The organism is Cellulomonas sp. WB94 (genome assembly GCF_003115775.1).
Taxonomy (GTDB): Bacteria; Actinomycetota; Actinomycetes; order Actinomycetales; family Cellulomonadaceae; genus Cellulomonas_A.
In genome coordinates this window covers 1-20217 of the sequence record NZ_QEES01000002.1, presented here as the reverse complement: position 1 = coordinate 20217, position 20217 = coordinate 1, and the positions used below count along the sequence as shown (strand labels likewise).

Genomic DNA, 20217 nt, shown 5'->3' with positions numbered 1-20217 from the left:
CGCTCACTCGTCGAGCGGCAGGAGCACGACCGGCCCGTGGATCGGTAGCAGGCTCATCGGGTCCAGGTAGGTCTCGCCGTCGCGCACGCCCCAGTGCACGCACTGCCGGGGCGCGCAGTGCGTGACGACGTCCGCGAGCGTCCCGACGACCTGGCCACGGGTGACGGAGGTGCCGACAGGAACCGAGCCCACGACCGGCTCGAGGCTGCTGCGCAGCCCGTCCGGATGGCTGACCACCACGACCGGCCGACCGGCTACCGGTCCCGCGAAGGTCACGATCCCGTCGCCCGGTGCGAGCACGGGCGCTCCGTCGGACGCTGCCAGGTCGACACCTCGGTGTCCAGCGGCCCAGGGTGCGGGCGGCGGCTCGAAGGCGCGCACGACGGTGACGGGCACATCGACGGGGGGTGCGTAGGTCGGCGTCATAGGGTGTGCGGTCGCGGCCACCGCTGGCCGCGCGGTCACGGTTGCTCGGTCGACGCCCGCCGAGAGGCCGGTGGGCGGCGGGCCGCCGCACGTCACGGTGCTGGCGGCGAGCGCGAGAGCGGCAGCGGCGGCGCCGACAGCCGCGAAGGTCGGGGTCATCCGCCCACGGTGCCGAGGTCGGGCGTTCCACGTCGGACGGGGCCCTCGGCCTGTGGGGGGCGTGCGGAGCGCCCTGGCTGGGGGGCGGTCGCGGATCCGGTGGAGCGGCTGGTCGGGCGGTCGGTCGTGCGGCCGGTCGTGCGACGGGCGGACCTCGGGTGGCTGCGGACCGCAGGCGTCTCCGTGTCCGCTAGACTGACGCACGCGACCGGCACGTGCTGGTCGACATCGCGCGTCACCGTCTCCATCACCGTCATCGACCTGGTCCCGCCCGGTCGCCACGCGGGGGTCGAGGGTCTGCGCTGGCACCGGTCCGGGCTCCTGGAGCCCGGCGCCAGCAACGGCGTGACGCCAGGGGCATCGGCCGACCGGCCGCTGCCGACAACCGAGATGCGGGTCCGCACGCGGACCTGCTCAGTTGCGCGCACCTCACGGTGCGCGCGCGGAAGGACGTGCCATGGCCGTCGTGACCATGCGCCAGCTGCTCGAGAGCGGTGTCCACTTCGGACACCAGACCCGCCGCTGGAACCCCAAGATGAAGCGCTTCATCTTCACCGAGCGCAACGGCATCTACATCGTCGACCTGCAGCAGTCGCTGACCTACATCGACACCGCTTACGACTTCGTCAAGGAGACGGTCGCCCACGGCGGGACGATCCTGTTCATCGGCACGAAGAAGCAGGCGCAGGAGCCCGTCGCCGAGCAGGCCGTGCGTGTCGGCATGCCGTACGTGAACCAGCGCTGGCTCGGTGGGATGCTCACCAACTTCCAGACGGTCAACAAGCGCCTGCAGCGCCTCAAGGAGCTCGAGCTCATCGACTTCGCCGACGTCGCGGGGAGCTCCTTCACCAAGAAGGAGCTGCTCATCATGCGTCGCGAGCGCGACAAGCTTGCGAAGACCCTGGGCGGCATCCGGGACATGAACAAGGTTCCCTCGGTCGTGTGGATCGTCGACACGAACAAGGAGCACCTCGCCGTCGACGAGGCGCGCAAGCTCGGTATCCCGATCGTCGCGATCCTCGACACCAACTGCGACCCCGACGTCGTCGACTACCCGATCCCGGGCAACGACGACGCGATCCGCGCCGTCTCGCTCCTGACGCGGGTCATCGCGGACGCGGCCGCCGAGGGTCTCCTCAAGCGCCACGCCGCACGTACCGGCACGGACGCCCCGGCCGACGCCGACGCCGAGCCGCTGGCCGAGTGGGAGCGCGAGCTGCTCGCCGGCGCCGAGGCAGGGCTGGCCGCTGACGCTGCGCCCGTCGCCGAGGCCGCGCCGGTCGAGGCCGCTGCGGTCGTCGAGGCGCCGGTCGTCGAGGCTGCTGAGCCTGCTGCCGAGGTCGTCGAGCCCGTTGCCGAGGTTGCGGCTGAGCCCGCTGCCGAGGTTGCCGAGCCCGCCGCCGAGGTCGTCGAGCCCGCCACCGCCGAGACCGCGGACGACACCGCGTCCGAGTGACGTCGGTCCATCCGCACTGCCGCTACATCATGACAAGGACGGAACACTGATGGCTAACTACAGCCTCGCTGACATCAAGGCGCTCCGGGAGACCACCGGCGCCGGGATGATGGACGTCAAGAAGGCCCTCGAGGAGGCCGAAGGCGACTCGGCCAAGGCGCTCGAGATCATCCGGGTCAAGGGACTCAAGGGCGTCGGCAAGCGCGAGGGCCGCTCGGCCTCCGACGGTCTCGTCGCGGCCCACGTCGGCCCCACGCCGGACGGCGAGGGCCAGTCCGGCGTGCTCGTCGAGATCAACTCGGAGACCGACTTCGTCGCGAAGAACGTCACGTTCCTCGCGCTTGCGGAGAAGGTCATCGCCGTGGCGGTCGCGTCGGGTGCACGGGACGCCGACGCGCTGCTCGCAGCCGAGGTCGACGGCTCGACGCTCCAGAACGTCGTCGACGAGACCGCCGGCATGATCGGCGAGAAGCTCGTCGTGCGGCGCGTCGGTCGCGTTGCCGGTGAGCACGTCGAGGTCTACCTGCACAAGGTCAACAAGGACCTTCCCCCGCAGGTCGGCGTCCTGGTCGCGACCGACGCTGCAGCTGCGTCCGTCGCCCGGGACATCGCGACGCACATCGCGGCGTACTCGCCCCGGTACCTCTCGCGCGACGAGGTCCCCGCGGACCTGGTCGCCTCGGAGCGTCACATCGCCGAGGAGACCGCGCGCAACGAGGGCAAGCCCGACGCCGCGCTACCGAAGATCATCGAGGGCCGGCTCAACGGCTTCTTCAAGGAGAACGTGCTCGTCGAGCAGGCCTTCGCGAAGGACCCGAAGAAGACCGTGAGCCAGGTGCTCGCGGAGGTCGGCGGCAATGTGACCGCCTTCGTGCGGTTCCGCGTGGGAGCCTGATCCACGACGCGTGATCGGTGGCCCCGGCCCGTCTGGGCTGGGGCCGCCGTCACGAACAGCCCAAGTCAGCGCAGCGCAGAGGTGGAGGAACCGTGGCCCAGGACACGACACAGCCGACCGTTCCCGCGGGGGCGGCGTCGGGCGAGGCGCGGCGCGTCCTCCTGAAGCTGTCCGGTGAGACCTTCGGCGGCGGCGGGGTCGGGCTGGCACCTGACGTCGTCCAGCGCGTGGCCGCGGAGATCGCGGTCGCGGTGCGCTCCGGCGTCCAGGTCGCGATCGTCGTCGGCGGAGGCAACTTCTTCCGTGGCGCCGAGCTGTCGCGGCACGGGCTGGACCGGGCACGCGCGGACTACATGGGCATGCTGGGCACGGTGATGAACTGCCTGGCGCTCCAGGACTTCCTCGAGCAGGCCGGCGTGGTGACGCGGGTGCAGACCGCGATCACGATGGGCCAGGTCGCCGAGCCGTACATCCCGCTGCGCGCGATCCGCCACCTCGAGAAGGGTCGGGTCGTCATCTTCGGTGCCGGCGCCGGGATGCCCTACTTCTCGACGGACACCGTCTCGGTGCAGCGTGCCCTGGAGACGCACTGCCAGGAGGTCCTCATGGGCAAGAACGGGGTCGACGCGGTCTACAGCGCGGACCCGCGCACGGACCCGAGCGCCGTCCGGCTCGAGCACCTCACGTTCACCGACGCGCTGGTCAACGGGCTCGAGGTCATGGACGCGACGGCCCTGAGCCTGTGCCGGGACAACGACGTGCGGATGCGGGTGTTCGGGATGACCGAACCCGGCAACGTCACGCGCGCCCTGCAGGGTGAGAAGATCGGCACGCTGGTCACCGCGAGCTGAACGAGGTTCGCCCGGGAACAGCCCACGCACGAGACGCACATGAAGGAGCACCGGTGATCGACGACACCCTCCTCGAGGCCGAGGAGAAGATGGACAAGGCGGTCGAGGTCGCGAAGGAGGACTTCGCGACGATCCGGACGGGACGCGCGAACGCCGCGATGTTCTCGAGGATCTTCGTGGACTACTACGGCACCCCGACACCGCTGCAGCAGCTGGCGTCGTTCAACGTGACCGAGGCCCGCACGATCCTCATAGCTCCGTTCGACAAGTCCTCGATGACCGCTGTCGAGAAGGCGCTGCGCGACTCGGACCTCGGCGTGAACCCGTCTAACGACGGCAACGTCATCCGCGTCATGCTGCCCGCCCTCACGGAGGAGCGCCGCAAGGACTTCGTCAAGCTCGCCCGGACGAAGGCCGAGGACGCGAAGATCTCGGTGCGCAACATCCGGCGACGCGCCAAGGACGAGCTGGACCGCATGATCAAGGACGGCGTCACGGGTGAGGACGAGGTCGTGCGCGCCGAGAAGGAGCTCGAGATCCTCACGAAGAAGCACGTCGACGTGATCGACACCGTGCTCGCCACCAAGGAGAACGAGCTGCTCGAGGTCTGATGTCGATAGTCGCACCCGCCGTGAAGACGACCGCCACCCGCACCCCGAGCAGCGGGCGAGACCTGCCTGTCGCCATCGTCGTCGGGGTGACGCTGATCGCGGTCGTGGTCGCGTCGCTGTTCTTCCGCAAGGAGGCCTTCGTCCTCCTGGCGGTCCTTGCCGTCGGCGCCGGCCTCTGGGAGCTCGCGCAGGCGTTCGGTCGCCGCGGGATCCACCTCCCGCTGCTGCCGTTGCTCGTGGGAGACGTCGGGATCCTCGTCTCGGCCTACACGGCGGGCGCCGAGGCGCTGTTCGTCGCGTTCCTGCTGACCGTCGGCGGGGTGGTCGTGTGGCGTGTGCTCGACGGGAACGGCGAGCCGGCGCTGCGCGACTCGACCGCGGGCACCTTCGCGGCGGCGTACCTGCCGTTCCTGGCGGGCTTCGTCATGCTCCTGCTCGCGATGCCCGACGGCGCGTCGCGGGTGCTGCTGTTCATCCTCCTGTGCGTCGCGAGCGACACCGGCGGGTACGCCGTCGGAAGCCTCATCGGTCGCCACCCGCTCGCACCCTCGGTGAGCCCGCACAAGACGTGGGAGGGACTGCTCGGCTCGATCGTGCTGGCGTGCTTCGTCGGTGTCGTCGGCCTGCAGCTGCTGTTCCACGGTGAGCCGATGGTGGGTGTGTTCCTGGGCGCTGCCACGGTCTTCACGGCCTCGATCGGCGACCTTGCCGAGTCCCTGCTGAAGCGCGACCTCGAGCTCAAGGACATGGGTTCGCTGCTGCCGGGTCACGGCGGCGTGCTCGACCGCATCGACTCGATGCTCCTGACGGCGCCGGCCGTCTACCTCATTCTCAACGTGCTGCAGCCGGTCGTGAGCTGACCCGTGCGCGTCCCACAGCCATCGACCGAGAGGGGGTGCCCGGCATGAGCGGGACACCCACGCCCATCACCCTGAACCTTGCCGCACCGACCCGAGGTGCCCGAGGCAAGCCGCCGCGCCACTTCGTCGACCTGACCCCGGAGGAGAGGGTCGAGGCCGTGACGGCGCTCGGGGAGCAGCCGTTCCGCGCCAAGCAGCTCGCGACGCACTACTTCACGCACCTGACCGCGGATCCTGCGGCCATGACCGACCTGCCGATGGCGACCCGCGACAAGCTCGTCGAGGACCTGTTCCCGCGGCTGCTGACCCCCACGCGGACGCTGACGGCCGACGGCGGCACGACCGTCAAGACGTTGTGGCACCTCTTCGACGACGTCAAGGTCGAGTCGGTGCTCATGCGCTACCCCAACCGGGCGACCCTGTGCGTGTCGAGCCAGGCCGGCTGCGGCATGGCCTGCCCGTTCTGTGCGACCGGCCAGCTCGGCCTGACCCGCAACCTGTCGACGGCCGAGATCGTGGAGCAGGTGCGCTCGGCGGGCAGGTCCCTCGCGGACGGCGAGCTGCCCGGTGGCCCGACCCGCCTCACGAACCTCGTGTTCATGGGCATGGGGGAGCCGCTCGCGAACTACAAGGCGGTCATCGAGACGGTCCGCCGCCTCGTCGCCCCCACGCCCGACGGGTTCGGGATGTCGGCGCGCAACATCGTGGTGTCGACGGTCGGGCTCGTCCCGGCGATCGACAAGCTCATCAAGGAGGGCATCCCGGTGACCCTCGCGGTCTCGATGCACGCTCCCGACGACGAGCTGCGCGACGAGCTCGTGCCGATCAACACCCGGTGGAGCGTGGACGAGACGCTCGACGCCGCGCACCGCTACTTCGAGGCCACGGGGCGTCGCGTGTCGATCGAGTACGCGCTGATCCGCGACATCAACGACCACGCGTGGCGCGCCGACCTGCTCGGAGAGAAGCTCAACGCCCGTGGCCGCGGCTGGGTGCACTGCAACCCGATCCCACTGAACCCGACGCCGGGCTCGAAGTGGACGGCGAGCGATCCGGCCGTCGAGCGGGAGTTCGTGGAACGCTTGCGTGCGCACGGGATCCCGACCACGATCCGTGACACGCGCGGCAGTGACATCGACGGCGCATGCGGCCAGCTCGCCGCGGAGGAGGAAGGGTGAGCGAGACGATGTTCCGAACGGTCTCCGGCCTGCACAGCGGCTACGACCCGGACGAGGTCGACGACTTCTTCGAGCATGCGCGCGCGGTCTACGAGTCCGGCCCGGCGGGTGCGCTGTCCGGACGGGACGTCCGCTCGGTCGCGTTCGACCTGGTGCGACGCGGATACCAGACGTCGGCGGTCGACGCGGCACTGGACCGGCTCGAGGCCGCCTTCGTGGCGCGTGCGCGCGCCGACTTCCTCGCGGAGCAGGGCCAGGCAGCCTGGATGGCGCGGCTCGCCGAGCAGGCCCGCACGCTGTACACGCGCCTGACGCGACCGGACGGCGAGCGCTTCGCCCCGGCGCACGCGCGCAAGCCGGGCTACGAGCCGGCCGACGTGGACGCGCTGTGCCGCCGGCTGGTCGCGTACTTCGACCGGGGTGCCCCGCTCACGGCGCAGGAGGTCCGGTCGGCGACGTTCCGCAAGCGCAACGGTCGCGCCGGCTACGCCGAGGGATCGGTGGATGCGTTCTTCGATCGCGCGGTCGAGGTGCTGCTCGGCGCGGAGTGAGCGCTCGGGACTCCGCGCGGCAGCCCTCAGCCGTCCTCGTTGCGGAACGTGCGCGTCCCGAACCACAGGCCGAGGCCGACCAGGACGATGGTCAGGCCGTACCCCCAGAGCGCGGTCGAGCTGGTGATGTCGCCCGCGAACTCAGCCCGGATGCCGCTGACGATGTGCTTGAGCGGGTTCACGTCCGAGAGGCTGTTGAGCCACGAGGGTGCTGACGCGGCGGTGATGGGCAGCAGGATCCCGGACAGCAGCAGGAGCGGAAGCGCGATTCCGTTGAGCAACGGAGCCAGCGCGTCCTCGCTCTTGAGCGTCAGGGCGACCGCGTAGGACAGCGAGGCGAACGCGGCGCCGAGCAGGGCCGCGGAGACGATGCCCAGCGCGATGCCGCCGAGCGGTGCGTCCAGGCCGAACAGGAATGCCGTCGCCACGAGCACGACACCCTGGACGAGGATCACCAGGACGTCCCGCAGGACCCGTCCCAGCACGAGCGCCGAGCGGGGCGCGGGCGTGACCCGCTCGGACTCGATGACGCCGTCGCGCCACTCGGCGATGAGCCCGAACCCGACGAACAGGGCCCCGAACATGCCGAGCTGGACGAGGAGCCCGGGGACGAAGAGCTGGTAGGCGTTGGCCGCACCGAGCGCCGGCGCCAGCGGCTCGAGCAGCGGTCCGAACAGGCTGAGGTACAGGACGGGCTGGAGCAGCCCCATGATCGACCAGACCGGGTTGCGCAGCGATATGCGCATCGCTCGGCGGAACACGACGAGGGTGTCGTGGACGAACGTGCCGCGAGCGGGCTCGGTGTCGTGAATCGGTCGACGTCCGTCGGGCTCGACGACCGTGGGACCCGTCGTGGCGGTCATGCTGCCGCTCCGTCCGAGGTCGGCGTCCGATCGGCGGGACCGTCGGGTCGCTCGCCGTCCCGCAGCGACCGTCCGGTCAGGGTGAGGAAGACGTCGTCGAGCGTCGGCCGGCGCAGCTCGACCCCGGCCAGGTCGATCCCGTCGGCGTCGAGCGCCCGCAGGAGGCCCGCGAGCAGCGTGCGACCCGCCGGCACGCGCACCTCGACCACCGTGCCGTCGACGGTGGGGGCGCCTGCTCCGGGCAGCGCACCGGCGATCGCCACGAGGCGCCCGACGTCGTCCTGACGGGTGGCCGTCAGGACCACCGCGTCGCCGCTCACGCGCTGCTTGAGCTCTTCCGGGGTGCCCTCAGCGACGATCGAGCCGTGGTCGATGACGAGGATCCGGTCGCACAGCGCGTCGGCCTCCTCGAGGTAGTGCGTCGTCAGGAACACCGTGCTGCCGCGGTCGTCGCGCAGCGCCCGGACGTGCACCCACAGGTTGGCGCGCGCCTGGGGGTCGAGGCCGGTCGTCGGCTCGTCGAGGAACACGAGCTCGGGGATGTGGACGAGGCCCATCGCGATGTCGAGCCGTCGGCGCTGACCGCCCGACAGGGTGGAGCACTTGCGGTCCCACAGGCCGTCGAGCTCGAGCTGGCTGAAGAGCTCGCGGCCGCGGGCGGCGGCCTCGGAGCGGGCGACGCCGTAGAGCAGCGCGTGGTCGATGACCTCCTCGCCAGCGCGGGCCGCGCCCGACGTGGAACCGGACTGGGCGACGTAGCCGATCCGCCGGCGGACGCCACCGGGGTCGCGACGCAGGTCGATGCCCGCCACGGTCGCCTCGCCGCGGGTCGGGGCGAGGAGGGTCGTGAGCATGCGCAGCGTGGTGGTCTTGCCCGCGCCGTTCGGGCCGAGGAACCCGACGATCTCGCCTGCCGCGACGTCGAGGTCGACGCCGCGCACGGCGTCGACGTCGCCGCGTCGTGAGTGATAGGTGCGTGCCAAGCCACGAGCATGGATCATCGAAGGCCTCCCCACGGGACGGGCGATGTCGATGGGCCGGGCCGCCGACGACGTGCGGCGCACCCACCCCGGGAGTCTGGCACGGCGGTCCGGGGGATGATAGGTCGGTGAACCAACGCAGCGTCCTCCTGCTCGGGTCGACCGGGTCCATCGGCACCCAGGCGATCGACGTCATCGGTCGCAACCCTGACCGCTTCACCGTCACCGGGATCAGTGCGGGCGGCGCCGACCCCGTCGCACTCGCCCGGCAGGCGGTCGCGCTCGGGGTGCAGACCGTCGCCGTCGCGGATGCCGACGCCGCACCCGCCGTGTTCGCCGAGATCGCCCGCGCGAGCGCGGCGGCCGGGCTGCGCCAGGTCGGCGTCGAGCTGCTGGCCGGCCCGCAGGCCGCGACCGAGCTCGCTGGTCGCCAGGTCGACGTCGTCCTCAACGGGATCACAGGCTCGGTCGGGCTCGGTCCGACCCTTGCGGCGCTCGGGGCAGGCAGCACGCTCGCGCTCGCGAACAAGGAGTCGCTGGTCGTCGGTGGCCGGCTGGTCAAGGCCGCGCAGCAGCGACCGGACCAGATCGTCCCGGTGGACTCCGAGCACTCGGCGATCGCCCAGTCGCTGCGGTCCGGTCGGCGCAGCGAGGTGCGCCGCCTCATCCTGACCGCGTCGGGGGGCCCGTTCCGTGGCTGGTCGCGCGACGACGTCAAGGCCGTCCGTCCGGAGCAGGCGCTCGCGCACCCGACCTGGTCCATGGGACCGGTCGTCACCGTCAACTCCGCGACGCTCATGAACAAGGGCCTCGAGCTCATCGAGGCGCACCTGCTGTTCGACGTCCCGGTCGAGGACATCACCGTCGTGGTGCACCCGCAGTCCGTGGTGCACTCGATGGTCGAGTTCACCGACGGCGCGACGATCGCCCAGGCGTCACCGCCCGACATGCGCCTGCCGATCGCGCTCGGGCTGTCGTGGCCGGACCGGCTACCTGATGTCGCCCCGGGGTGCGACTGGTCGAGCGCGACCGCGTGGACGTTCGAGCCGCTCGACGAGGAGACGTTCCGGGCGGTCGGGCTCGCGCGCCACGCCGTGAGCACCTCGGCGACGCACCCGGCGGTCTACAACGCCGCGAACGAGGAGTGCGTGGCCGCGTTCCTGGCCGGACGCATCGGCTTCCTGGACATCGTCGACACCGTCGAGCGGGTGCTGCTGGAGCACGACGGGGCTCGTGCGTCGGGCGACGGCGGGGGTCTCTCGCTCGAGGACGTGCTCGCTGCCGAGAGCTGGGCGAGGGCACGCACGCACGAGGTGCTCGCGCGGCGCTGAGACGGTCCTGGGGCCGCCAGGTCTCAGTGCGCCAGCAGCGGGCTCAGTGCGCGAGCGACGCGGCTCGGGCGCCCGGTCAGACGCTCCTCGAGGTCGGCGAGCGCCACGCCGCGGAGTCCGGCGGTGATGCCCGCCCAGCGCAGCGGCTCCGGCTCCCACGACGGTGAGCGGTGACCGACCCATGGCAGGTGTACGAGCGGGCTGTTCGATCCCGTGACCAGGTCGGCGATCGTGCGCCCGGCGAGGTTCGACATCGCGACGCCGTCATCGACGTACCCGCCTGCCCATGCCGTCTGCGTGTCCTCGTCGTACCCGACCGCCGGGTACCGGTCGCGGGGGATCGCGAGCGGGCTGCCCCAGGCGTGCGTGATCCGTGCGTTGGCCGCGCCGGGGAAGAGGTCGGCGAGCGCGGCGCGCAGGTGCTCCGTGGTGCGCGGGTCGTCGTCGAGGCCGAGCCCGAGAGCCGACCCCCGCCGATACGTGAGCCGTCCGCCGAAGACGATCCGGTCGTCGCTGGTGCGGCGGCCGTGCCCGGCCTGGAGTCGGGCATCGGAGAACGTCTGCCCGTGGGCGAGGCCGACCTCGGTCCAGAACGACGGCGGCAGCGGCTCGGTCGCGATCATCCGGCGGTCGACGGCGGCGACCTGACGCCGGCTCCCGGGCAGCTGGGACGTCCACGCACCCGTGGCACGGACCACGGAACGGGCGCGCACCGTGCCCTGGTCGGTGACGACCGCTCGCGGCGACAGCCGCAGGGCCCGGGTGTGCTCGACGAGCCGCGCACCCCGCGCCGTCACCACGTCGACGAGCCCGCGGACGAGCCGGAGCGGCTGCAGCTGGGCGCAGTCCGGCGTCCAGGTGCCGCCGATGACGCCGTCGACGACCACGTGCTCGGCGACGGCAGACGCGTCGAGCAGGTGCACCTCGTCGCCCCACTGCGCGCTCCCGGCGGCGTCCGCGGTCAGTCGGGCGAGCTGCGGCGCGGTCCGGGCGACGCTGACCGTGCCGCCGTAGGCGAAGTCGCAGTCGATCTCCTCCGCCGCGGCGACGCCGCCGACCTCGACGACCGCGTCCCGCATCGCTGCGCGCATCGCCAGGGCCGCCTCGAGGCCGTGCTGACGCGCGAGGCCCTGCGCGGAGATGGGGAAGCGTGCCGAGCACCAGCCGCCGTCGCGACCGCTCGCGCCGAAGCCGGCGGTCGCTTGCTCGATGACGACCACCTCGAGGGACGGGTCGGCCTCGAGGAGGTAGTACGCGGTCCACAGGCCCGTCAGCCCGGCCCCGACCACGACCACGTCGGCCTGCGCGTCGCCGTCGATCGACGAACGGGGTGCGAGCCCTCCCGACGGGATGTCTGCCGGCTCGCCGAGCGCGTCGAACCAGAGCGAGAGGGAGCGCGGATCTGTCACCGTGCGATGGTCACGGGTGAGCTCCGAGCGCGCAAGTCGCGCCGCGTCCGTCGGAGCCGCGACACCCAGACGGACCAGCGGGTGATGTGCCGAGATCGTCGAGAGGTTAGCCTGCGCGGACGGGGTGGCGCGGCTGCCCGCGGACCAGGGGCGAACGTGGGGTGTGTCGATGCGCCGGTTGACGGGGATGCGGTGGCCTCAGGCCGCACATCCCTCCGACGCGGACGTCGAGGCGAGGGTGTTCAGCGAGCAGAACATGCGCCTCGTGCGACGCGTGCTGCTGGTCTGCCTGGCGGTCGGCGGCACCTCGATCATCGCGGAGATGATCGTGCTGGGCACGCGCGACACCTTCATCCGCTACACGTTCCCGTTCCTGCTCGTGGTGGTCGGCACCTTCGCCTGGGTGATCCTGCGTCGCCCGCGCGTCGTCATCTTCTTCTCCCGGGCCTTCCTCGCCGTGCTCGTGGTCACCTGGCTCGTCGTCATGGACGAGCGCCTGCTCGCGTCGCCAGATGCGGGGCAGGGCTGGGGTGCACTGTTCCCGCAGACGTTCATGGGCTTCGTGCTCTTCGCCGTCATCGGCTACCTCGTGTACCCCACGAGCGTCGCCCTCCTGCACGCCCTGGCTGTGACGGGGGCCTCGACGGTCGTCGGTCTGATCGCTCTGCACGCCGGCCCCGACCAGGACGCCCACGTCGCCGACCTGCTGCGGTACGGCGTCTACATGCTGGTGCTCACCGGGATGGTCTACGTGCTGTCGCGCGCGAAGGAGCGGGCAGCTCGGGCCTTCCGCGCGGCCGCGAACGCGACCATCGAGGCGGCGACCATGCGGGAGATGGCGTACCGCGACCCCCTGACCGGCGCGGCGAACCGGCGACGCCTGCTCGACGAGCTGACCTACCAGTCCGTCGCTGCTGCCGGAGGTGCGCAGGTCGCGGTCCTCTACCTGGACGTCGACCACTTCAAGCGGATCAACGACGAGCGGGGTCATCTCGTCGGCGACGAGGTCCTCTGCATGGTCGCGACGGTCCTCCAGCGTCACGTCCGCGAGACCGACCTCGTGGCCCGCGTCGGGGGGGAGGAGTTCGTGGTCGTGGTGCCTGGCATGGCGCTGGCCGAGGCGGCCGAGTTCGCCGACCGCATCCGCAGCGTGCTGCCCGACGCCGTCGCGGCCGTCGCGGGCTCGGCCGTGACAGCGAGCTTCGGGGTCACGGAGCTGCGACCGGGTGAAGAGCCGGAAGACGTCCTCGCCCGCGTCGACGCGCTCATGTACCGCGCCAAGCGCTCCGGCCGCGACCGCGTGGTCTCGGCCGTCGACTGACCGAGCGACGGCTCGGCACGCAGCGCACACCCAGGATCACAGGGGATGATGGAGGACTGGGACGGGTGTCGGGCCCGCACGACGTGATCGGAGCTGTGGTGGCGTACCTCGTCGGTGTACTCGTCATGCTGGTCGGCGTGCTCGTGTCGATCGCGCTGCACGAGGTCGGGCACATGGTGCCCGCCCGGCGGTTCGGCGTGCGCGTCAGCCACTACTTCGTCGGGTTCGGGCCCACCGTGTGGTCGCGCACCCGCGGTGAGACCGAGTACGGCATCAAGGCGATCCCGCTCGGCGGGTATGTGCGTCTGGTCGGGATGTACCCGACCGCCGCGGCGATGGGCAACCCGGAGCCGCGCACCGCCTTCGGGCGGATCGCTGCGCAGGCGCGCGAGGTCAGCGCCGAGGAGATCCGCCCGGGCGAGGACCACCGGGCCTTCTACCGGCTCTCGGCACCGAAGAAGCTCGTCGTCATGCTCGGCGGACCCGTCATGAACCTCGTGATCGCAGCCGTGCTGCTCGCTGTCGTCATGGTCGGCTTCGGATCGCCCGTGGCGTCGACGACGCTCGCCAGCGTGTCGCAGTGCGTGCTCCCAGCGAGCGCTGCCGCGTCCGCCACCTGCACGTCGACCGACCCGCTTGCGCCGGCTGCGGCCGCGGGCCTCCTGCCGGGGGACCGGATCACGAGCTACGACGGACACGAGATCACCTCGTGGGCGCAGCTCTCCGAGCTGATCCGCACGACGGGCGCCCGCGAGGTCCAGGTGGTGCTCGAGCGCGACGGCAAGCAGGTCACGTCGTCCGTGTCGCCGGTCGTCGCGGATCGTCCGGTGTACGCCGCGGACGGCTCGCAGCAGCTCGCGGCGGACGGCACGCCCGTCACGCAGTCCGTGGGCTTCCTCGGGATCTCTCCCGGGACCGTGCTGGAGCGCCAGTCGCTCGCCCAGGTCCCGGTCGTGACCGGCTCCGCGGTGTGGCAGACGATGAAGGTCGTGGCCACGCTCCCTGCACGCGTCGTCGACATCGCCAAGGCGGCCGCTGGGACGGAACCCCGCGACGGGACCGGGGTCATCGGCATCGTCGGGATCGGTCGGTTCGCCGGCGAGATCGCCTCCGAGCAGGCCACCGGCTACGGGATGGGCGAGCGGGTCGCGAGCCTGCTCAGCCTCATCGCCTCGCTCAACATCGCGCTGTTCGTGTTCAACCTCATCCCGCTGCTGCCGCTGGACGGCGGACACGTGTTCGGGGCGCTGTGGGAGGGCGGTCGCCGGCAGATCGCGCGCCTGCGCGGCCTGCCCCGGCCCGGACCGTTCGACACCGCGCGGCTCGTCCCGCTCGCCTACGGGGTGTTCGTCCTGCTCGCGGGCCTCGGGGTGCTGCTGATCTACGCGGACATCGTCCACCCGATCTCGCTCGGCTGAGGGGCTCGCCCGGCCGCGCGGCAGGCGGGCGACGCGGGAGAGATGTGCCGATGTCGTGCGAGACACACTGCCTGGGGCGTTGCGCGCGGCCGCAGTGACGATAATGGACGGGTGAGCATCCCGATCAGCCTTGGCATGCCGGAGGCGCCAGCCCCGGTGCTTGCCCCTCGACGTCCGACCCGCAAGATCAAGGTCGGCAAGGTCGACGTCGGTGGCGACGCACCCGTGAGCGTCCAGTCGATGTGCACCACACCGACCACCGACATCAACGCCACCCTCCAGCAGATCGCGGCGCTCACCGCCGCGGGCTGCGACATCGTGCGAGTCGCCGTCCCCACGCAGGACGATGCCGACGCCCTGCCCACGATCGCGCGCAAGTCGCAGATCCCCGTGATCGCCGACATCCACTTCCAGCCGAAGTACGTCTTCGCGGCGATCGAGGCCGGCTGTGCGGCCGTGCGCGTCAACCCGGGCAACATCCGCAAGTTCGACGACCAGATCAAGGAGATCGCCCGCACCGCCAAGGATGCCGGCGTCTCCCTCCGGATCGGCGTGAACGCCGGCTCGCTCGACCCGCGGCTGCTCGCCAAGTACGGCAAGGCGACTCCGGAGGCCCTCGTCGAGTCGGCCGTCTGGGAGGCGTCGCTGTTCGAGGAGCACGACTTCCACGACTTCAAGATCTCCGTCAAGCACAACGACCCGGTGATCATGGTGCGCGCCTACGAGATGCTCTCCGAGCGGGGCGACTGGCCGCTGCACCTCGGCGTGACCGAGGCCGGTCCCGCGTTCCAGGGCACCATCAAGTCCGCGACGGCGTTCGGCGCGCTGCTGAGCAAGGGGATCGGCGACACGATCCGTGTCTCGTTGTCCGCGCCCCCCGTCGAGGAGGTCAAGGTCGGGATCCAGATCCTGCAGTCGCTCAACCTGCGTCCCCGCAAGCTTGAGATCGTCTCCTGCCCGTCCTGCGGTCGCGCGCAGGTGGACGTGTACTCGCTCGCCGAGCGCGTCACCGCGGGACTCGAGGGGCTCGACGTGCCCTTGCGCGTCGCCGTCATGGGCTGCGTCGTGAACGGTCCCGGTGAGGCGCGCGAGGCCGACCTCGGCGTCGCGTCGGGCAATGGCAAGGGCCAGATCTTCGTGCGCGGCGAGGTCATCAAGACCGTGCCCGAGTCGCAGATCGTCGAGACGCTGATCGAGGAGGCCATGCGCCTCGCCGAGTCCATGCAGCCCGTCGGCGACGGCGCCCCGCGGACCCCGGTCGTCACCGTCGGCTGACGCCGCGCCCCGCATCCGTCGCCAGGCCCTGCCCGCACGACGTCGGGGCCCTGCGGCGCGTCACCTCGCGCCGACCCTCGGGTCGGTGGTGCACAATCCCTTCATGATCGGACGTGCGCGCGAGTCGACGATCGACGGTCGACCGGCGGGAGGCCGGGTCCTCGCCGACGTCGACCTCGCCTCGGCGCTGGCGGTCTGCGCCGTCGACCCCGTCGCCTCCGTGCTCGCGACGTCGAGGATCGAGGCCGCCGCGCGAGAGGGTCTGCGCCGCTCGGGAGGTCAGCTGTGGGGCTACGAGGCCGACGGTGAGCTCGTCGCGGTCTGCTGGGCCGGTGTCAACCTGGTGCCCGTCGTGCCCACGCGGGATCCCGCCGCGCTCGACGCCTTCGCCGCCCTCGGCCGCTCGCACGGGCGGCGCTCGTCGTCGATCGTGGGGACGGACTGGGCCGTTCTCGGCCTGTGGGGCCTTCTCTCGCCGATCTGGCCGCCGGCGCGCGAGGTGCGTGCCGATCAGCCCTCCTACGTCATCGACCACGACCCCCTCATCGAGCCGGACCCGCTCGTGCGGCTGTCGGTCCCGGACGAGTACCCCCTGATCCTGCCGGCGTGCGTGCGCATGTTCGTCGAGGAGGTCGGCTACTCGCCGGTCTCGGGGTTCGACGGCCCGTACGAGGTCCGCGTGCGCTCACTCATCGACTCCCGCCGGTCGTACGTGCGCATCGACGAGGGGGAGGGTGCGCGCTCGGGTTCGCCCGTCGTGGTCTTCAAGGCCGAGCTCGGGGCGATCGCCGGTGGGGTCGCGCAGGTTCAGGGCGTCTGGGTCGACCCCTCCTACCGGGGCCGCGGGCTGTCGGAGTCGGGCATGGCGGCGGTCGTCGCGGCCGCCCGGCGGGATGTCGCGCCGGTGGTGTCGCTCTACGCCAACCACTACAACGACCGCGCGCTCGCCGCGTATCGTGCGGTCGGCTTCCGCCAGGTGGGCACGTACGCGACGGTCCTGTTCTGAGCCGTCCGGCGCCGTCCAGCGCCGCCCGGCGCAGTTCAGCGGAGCAGCCGTGAGCGACGCCGGTCTGCGAGCGGGTGCCCGCCGGTCTGGCACGTCGGGCAGTACTGGAGCGAGGAGTCCGCGAACGCGACCTCGTGGACGGTGTCGCCGCACGGGGTGCCGTCCCAGCCGGGGCAGGGCAGACCGGTGCGACCGTGCACGCGCAGGTTCCGTCGCTTCGCATCCTTGAGCTCGTCGGCTGGTCGCCCGGCGGCGGCCTCGACCGCGTCGCGGAGCACCCCGACGATCGCGCGGTGCAGCTCCGCGGTCCGCGCCGGGTCGAAGCTGGTCGTCGGGGCGAACGGGCTCAGTCGCGCCGCGTGCAGGATCTCGTCGGAGTAGGCGTTGCCGATCCCGGCGATGGTGCCCTGGTTGCGCAGCAGGCCCTTGACCTGCTGGCGGTGGGCGGCCAGGAGCTCGCCCAGGCGTTGGACGGTGAACGCCTCCGACAGCGGCTCGACCCCCAGCGTCGCGATCGCGGGCACCTGCTGCGGGTCGGTCACCACATGGACCGCCAGCCGTCGACGGGTGCCGGCCTCGGTGAGCGAGAAGCCCGATCCGTCGTCGAAGCGGACACGCAGGGCGAGCGGCGACCTGGTCAGTCGCACGGGGGTCTCGGGGACGTGCTCGTGCCAGCGGAGCCATCCGGCCCGCGCCAGGTGGAAGACGAGGTGCAGCGGCTCGCCGGCGGCCTCCGCGGCGGTCGCCAGGTCGATCCACTTGCCGTGCCGGGTGACGCCGGCGACATGTCGCCCGACGAGCTCTGCCGGCGACGGCGAGAAGGTCTTGAGAGCGCTGATGTCCGCCACGTCGACGCGCGTCACGACGCGCCCGACGGTGCGCTCGCGCAGGAACAACGCGAGCGCCGCGACCTCGGGCAGCTCAGGCACGGTCCCCATCGTGGCGCACGAGACCGGACCTGCGCACGTGCTGCGGTCGGGTGCCGGGCACCGGGTCGGGCCCAGCGACGCCCGCGCAGAGCCCTCCGGCACCGGCACTAGGCTCGTGCCCATGCTTCTTCGTCTGTCCACGCTCTTCGTCCGCACCCTGCGAGAGGACCCGGTCGACGCCGAGGTCGCGAGCCACCGGCTCCTCGTCCGCGCCGGCTACATCCGTCGTGCCGCGCCGGGCATCTACACCTGGCTCCCGCTCGGCCTGCGGGTCCTCGCCAAGGTCGAGCAGGTCGTCCGCGAGGAGATGGCCGAGGCCGGTGCGCAGGAGGTGCACTTCCCGGCGCTCCTGCCGCGTGAGCCGTACGAGGCGACCGGGCGGTGGACCGAGTACGGCCCCAACATCTTCCGGCTCAAGGACCGCAAGGGCGGTGACTACCTGCTCGCGCCGACGCACGAGGAGGTGTTCACGCTGCTGGTCAAGGACCTGTACTCGTCGTACAAGGACCTGCCCCTGGCGCTGTACCAGATCCAGACGAAGTACCGCGACGAGGCCCGTCCGCGGGCGGGTCTCATCCGCGGGCGCGAGTTCATCATGAAGGACGCCTACTCGTTCGACGTGGACGACGACGGGCTCGCGGCGTCCTACCAGCGCCAGCGCGACGCCTACGAGCGGATCTTCACCCGGCTCGGCCTCGACTACGTCATCGTGGCGGCGACGTCGGGAGCGATGGGCGGATCGCGCAGCGAGGAGTTCCTCACCCCGACGCCGATCGGCGAGGACACGTTCGTGCGGTCCCCGGGCGGGTACGCCGCGAACGTCGAGGCCGTGACCACCGTCGTCCCGGACGCGATCGCGTTCGACGACGCGCCCGCCGCGCACGTCGAGGACACCCCGGACACCCCGACCATCGACACGCTCGTCGCGGTGGCCAACGAACGCTTCCCGCGCGCCGATCGGCCCTGGGTTGCCGCCGACACGCTGAAGAACGTCGTCCTGGCGCTCGTGCAGCCGACGGGGGAGCGCACGCTGCTCGTCGTCGGGCTGCCCGGCGACCGCGACGTCGACCTCAAGCGCCTCGAGGCCTCGGTCGCCCCGGCCGAGGTCGAGGCTGCGGGGGAGGCGGACTTCGCCGCTCGTCCCGAGCTGGTCAAGGGGTACCTGGGGCCGTCGGTGCTGGGTCCGAACGCGGACGGGACTGCGCTGGACGACGAGGGCCGCCGCGCCGTGCGGTACCTGCTCGATCCGCGCGTCGTGGCCGGAACCCGCTGGATCACCGGGGCGAACGAGCCCGGCCGGCACGTCTTCGACCTGGTCGCCGGGCGTGACTTCACCGCCGACGGGACCGTGGAGGCCGCCGACGTGCGCGCCGGAGACCCCGCACCGGACGGCTCGGGCCCGCTCGAGCTTGCCCGCGGCATCGAGATCGGCCACATCTTCGCGCTCGGTCGCAAGTACGCCCAGGCGCTGGGCCTGTCGGTCCTCAACCAGAACGGCAAGTCGGTCGTCGTGACGATGGGCTCCTACGGCATCGGCGTCACGCGGGTGCTCGCCGCTCTCGCCGAGGCCAACCATGACGAGCGCGGGCTCGCCTGGCCGGCCGGGGTGGCCCCGGCACATGTCCACGTCGTGGCCACGGGCCGTGACGCCGCGGTGTTCGAGGTGGCCGAGGCGCTCGCGACGACGCTGTCCGCGCGCGGCATCGAGGTCCTGTACGACGACCGTCCCAAGGTGTCGCCCGGGGTGAAGTTCGCCGACGCCGAGCTGTTCGGGGTCCCTCTGGTGGTCGTCGTCGGGCGCGGGCTGGCCGAGGGCGTCGTCGAGGTTCGTCCCCGCGTCGCGGCCCAGGACGGCACCGGTGTGGAGCAGGTTCCCGTCGCCGTCGCGGCCGACCGGGTCGCCGAGCTCGTCGACGGGCTCCTCGCGCGCTGAGGTCCGGTCGGCGGCGTCGTTCGCCGCGAGCTGTCAGTCGACCCGTTCGGGTAGGCCGGGGAACGCCGTCGTCGGCGCTCCCCAGGCTGCCGCGTCCGCACTGGCCGCCAGGAGCGCAGCGACAAGCTCGGGCCTGCTGGCGCGTGCGCTGTCCGCGACGGCGCTCGCGTACGTCGTGGTGAGCCCCACCTCGAGGCTCTGCGCCAGCGCGAGAGCGGTCGCGGGATCGTCGAGGCCCGCCGGGAGCGCGTACGTCGCGCGCCGGGGGTCGGACGTCGTGCCGTCGAGGGCCCACGCCTGCGCCCAGGTCTCGGCTCGTGCGCGGTGGACGGCCGCGGCCGCCCGCGCGGCTGAGCGGCTGGGGTCGTCGAGCTTGGCAGCGAGGACCTCGTAGCCGTAGCCCGCCTGGTCCTCGGCTGCGACGATGCCGATGCGGTCGGTGGACGGCACGTCGGCGGGTTGCGGTGCGGCCGGGCTCGGTGCACCTGCGGTGGAGGTGGGGCTGCCCGGCGTCGCTGCGTCGGCGGGAGTCGCGACTGCCGGCGACCCTGCGTCCGGGGCGGGCACGCCGAGGGCGGCGGCGAGCTGGGCCTCGAGGCCGGCACGTGAGGCGGCGATCGAGGCCAGGAGGCGCGCGAGCGAACCGCCGGGTACGTCGGCGGCATCGGCTGCCGCGGTCCGGTCCGCCGTCGCGAGCAGGGCGAGGACCTGCCCGGCATCGGGGACGGAGGTCGGCTCGGCCGGGGGTGGTGTCGACGCGCTCGG

Annotated in this window: 19 protein-coding genes; 13 read left to right on the top strand and 6 right to left on the bottom strand. The window is 72.1% G+C overall.

Annotation, left to right across the window (positions count from 1 at the left end; translation table 11 throughout):
- Positions 1 to 3: 3 nt before the first annotated feature.
- On the bottom strand, positions 4 to 585 hold the full coding sequence (locus DDP54_RS01185) for a M23 family metallopeptidase (RefSeq protein WP_109130214.1): 582 nt from the start codon (positions 583 to 585) through the stop codon (positions 4 to 6).
- A gap of 457 nt (positions 586 to 1042) precedes the next feature.
- Here DDP54_RS01185 and rpsB point away from each other — a divergent pair, with 457 nt between their 5' ends.
- From rpsB to DDP54_RS01150, 7 genes are all read left to right on the top strand, one after another.
- Positions 1043 to 2041 carry a 30S ribosomal protein S2 gene (gene rpsB / locus DDP54_RS01180; protein WP_109130213.1) on the top strand — a complete coding sequence of 333 codons (999 nt, stop codon included), beginning with the start codon at positions 1043 to 1045 and terminating at the stop codon, positions 2039 to 2041.
- Between the two features lie 49 nt (positions 2042 to 2090).
- Positions 2091 to 2936, top strand: a complete 846-nt coding sequence (tsf, locus tag DDP54_RS01175) for a translation elongation factor Ts (RefSeq protein WP_109130212.1) — start codon at positions 2091 to 2093, stop codon at positions 2934 to 2936.
- Between the two features lie 92 nt (positions 2937 to 3028).
- Positions 3029 to 3787: a UMP kinase gene (gene pyrH, locus DDP54_RS01170; RefSeq protein WP_109130211.1), complete on the top strand. Its 759-nt coding sequence runs from the start codon at positions 3029 to 3031 to the stop codon at positions 3785 to 3787.
- Between the two features lie 53 nt (positions 3788 to 3840).
- Positions 3841 to 4398: a ribosome recycling factor gene (frr, locus tag DDP54_RS01165; protein WP_109130210.1), complete on the top strand. Its 558-nt coding sequence runs from the start codon at positions 3841 to 3843 to the stop codon at positions 4396 to 4398.
- Positions 4398 to 5258 carry a phosphatidate cytidylyltransferase gene (locus DDP54_RS01160; RefSeq protein WP_109130209.1) on the top strand — a complete coding sequence of 287 codons (861 nt, stop codon included), beginning with the start codon at positions 4398 to 4400 and terminating at the stop codon, positions 5256 to 5258. The genes frr and DDP54_RS01160 overlap by 1 nt, the downstream gene beginning before the upstream one ends.
- Before the next feature lie 44 nt (positions 5259 to 5302).
- Entirely contained in the window at positions 5303 to 6436 is a 1134-nt protein-coding gene (gene rlmN, locus DDP54_RS01155; protein ID WP_109130208.1) for a 23S rRNA (adenine(2503)-C(2))-methyltransferase RlmN, read from the top strand.
- On the top strand, positions 6433 to 6987 hold the full coding sequence (locus DDP54_RS01150) for a DivIVA domain-containing protein (RefSeq protein ID WP_109130207.1): 555 nt from the start codon (positions 6433 to 6435) through the stop codon (positions 6985 to 6987). Before rlmN ends, DDP54_RS01150 begins: the two co-directional genes overlap by 4 nt.
- 26 nt (positions 6988 to 7013) lie before the next feature.
- Here DDP54_RS01150 and DDP54_RS01145 read toward each other — a convergent pair whose 3' ends face one another.
- Positions 7014 to 7850, bottom strand: coding sequence for an ABC transporter permease (locus DDP54_RS01145; protein WP_109130206.1), 837 nt, complete (start codon positions 7848 to 7850; stop codon positions 7014 to 7016).
- A complete protein-coding gene (locus DDP54_RS01140; RefSeq protein ID WP_242448149.1) occupies positions 7847 to 8833 on the bottom strand; it encodes an ATP-binding cassette domain-containing protein in 987 nt (328 codons plus the stop codon). The genes DDP54_RS01145 and DDP54_RS01140 overlap by 4 nt, the downstream gene beginning before the upstream one ends.
- A 125-nt stretch (positions 8834 to 8958) precedes the next feature.
- Between DDP54_RS01140 and dxr the strand changes: the two genes are divergently transcribed.
- Positions 8959 to 10161: a 1-deoxy-D-xylulose-5-phosphate reductoisomerase gene (gene dxr / locus DDP54_RS01135; protein WP_109130204.1), complete on the top strand. Its 1203-nt coding sequence runs from the start codon at positions 8959 to 8961 to the stop codon at positions 10159 to 10161.
- A 23-nt stretch (positions 10162 to 10184) separates the two neighbouring features.
- On the opposite strand, the gene DDP54_RS01130 is transcribed toward dxr, so the two are convergent.
- A complete protein-coding gene (locus DDP54_RS01130; RefSeq protein WP_197711274.1) occupies positions 10185 to 11570 on the bottom strand; it encodes an FAD-binding oxidoreductase in 1386 nt (461 codons plus the stop codon).
- A gap of 169 nt (positions 11571 to 11739) precedes the next feature.
- Here DDP54_RS01130 and DDP54_RS01125 point away from each other — a divergent pair, with 169 nt between their 5' ends.
- From DDP54_RS01125 to DDP54_RS01110, 4 genes are all read left to right on the top strand, one after another.
- Positions 11740 to 12891, top strand: a complete 1152-nt coding sequence (locus DDP54_RS01125; RefSeq protein ID WP_146192330.1) for a GGDEF domain-containing protein — start codon at positions 11740 to 11742, stop codon at positions 12889 to 12891.
- 98 nt (positions 12892 to 12989) lie between these two features.
- Positions 12990 to 14309, top strand: a complete 1320-nt coding sequence (locus tag DDP54_RS01120; protein WP_109132240.1) for a site-2 protease family protein — start codon at positions 12990 to 12992, stop codon at positions 14307 to 14309.
- Positions 14310 to 14420: 111 nt separating this feature from the next.
- Positions 14421 to 15584 carry a flavodoxin-dependent (E)-4-hydroxy-3-methylbut-2-enyl-diphosphate synthase gene (gene ispG, locus DDP54_RS01115; protein WP_109130202.1) on the top strand — a complete coding sequence of 388 codons (1164 nt, stop codon included), beginning with the start codon at positions 14421 to 14423 and terminating at the stop codon, positions 15582 to 15584.
- Between the two features lie 103 nt (positions 15585 to 15687).
- Complete coding sequence (locus DDP54_RS01110; RefSeq protein ID WP_109130201.1) at positions 15688 to 16590, top strand: DUF4081 domain-containing GNAT family N-acetyltransferase; 903 nt, start codon at positions 15688 to 15690, stop codon at positions 16588 to 16590.
- 35 nt (positions 16591 to 16625) lie between these two features.
- Here DDP54_RS01110 and DDP54_RS01105 read toward each other — a convergent pair whose 3' ends face one another.
- Complete coding sequence (locus DDP54_RS01105) at positions 16626 to 17519, bottom strand: DNA-formamidopyrimidine glycosylase family protein (protein WP_109132239.1); 894 nt, start codon at positions 17517 to 17519, stop codon at positions 16626 to 16628.
- A gap of 121 nt (positions 17520 to 17640) precedes the next feature.
- On the opposite strand from DDP54_RS01105, the gene DDP54_RS01100 reads away from it, so the two are divergent.
- A complete protein-coding gene (locus tag DDP54_RS01100; protein ID WP_109132238.1) occupies positions 17641 to 19452 on the top strand; it encodes a proline--tRNA ligase in 1812 nt (603 codons plus the stop codon).
- 33 nt (positions 19453 to 19485) lie between these two features.
- Here the strand turns inward: DDP54_RS01100 and DDP54_RS01095 are convergent.
- The coding region (locus tag DDP54_RS01095) for a DUF4439 domain-containing protein (protein ID WP_146192329.1) at positions 19486 to 20217 on the bottom strand (732 nt) is incomplete at its 5' end.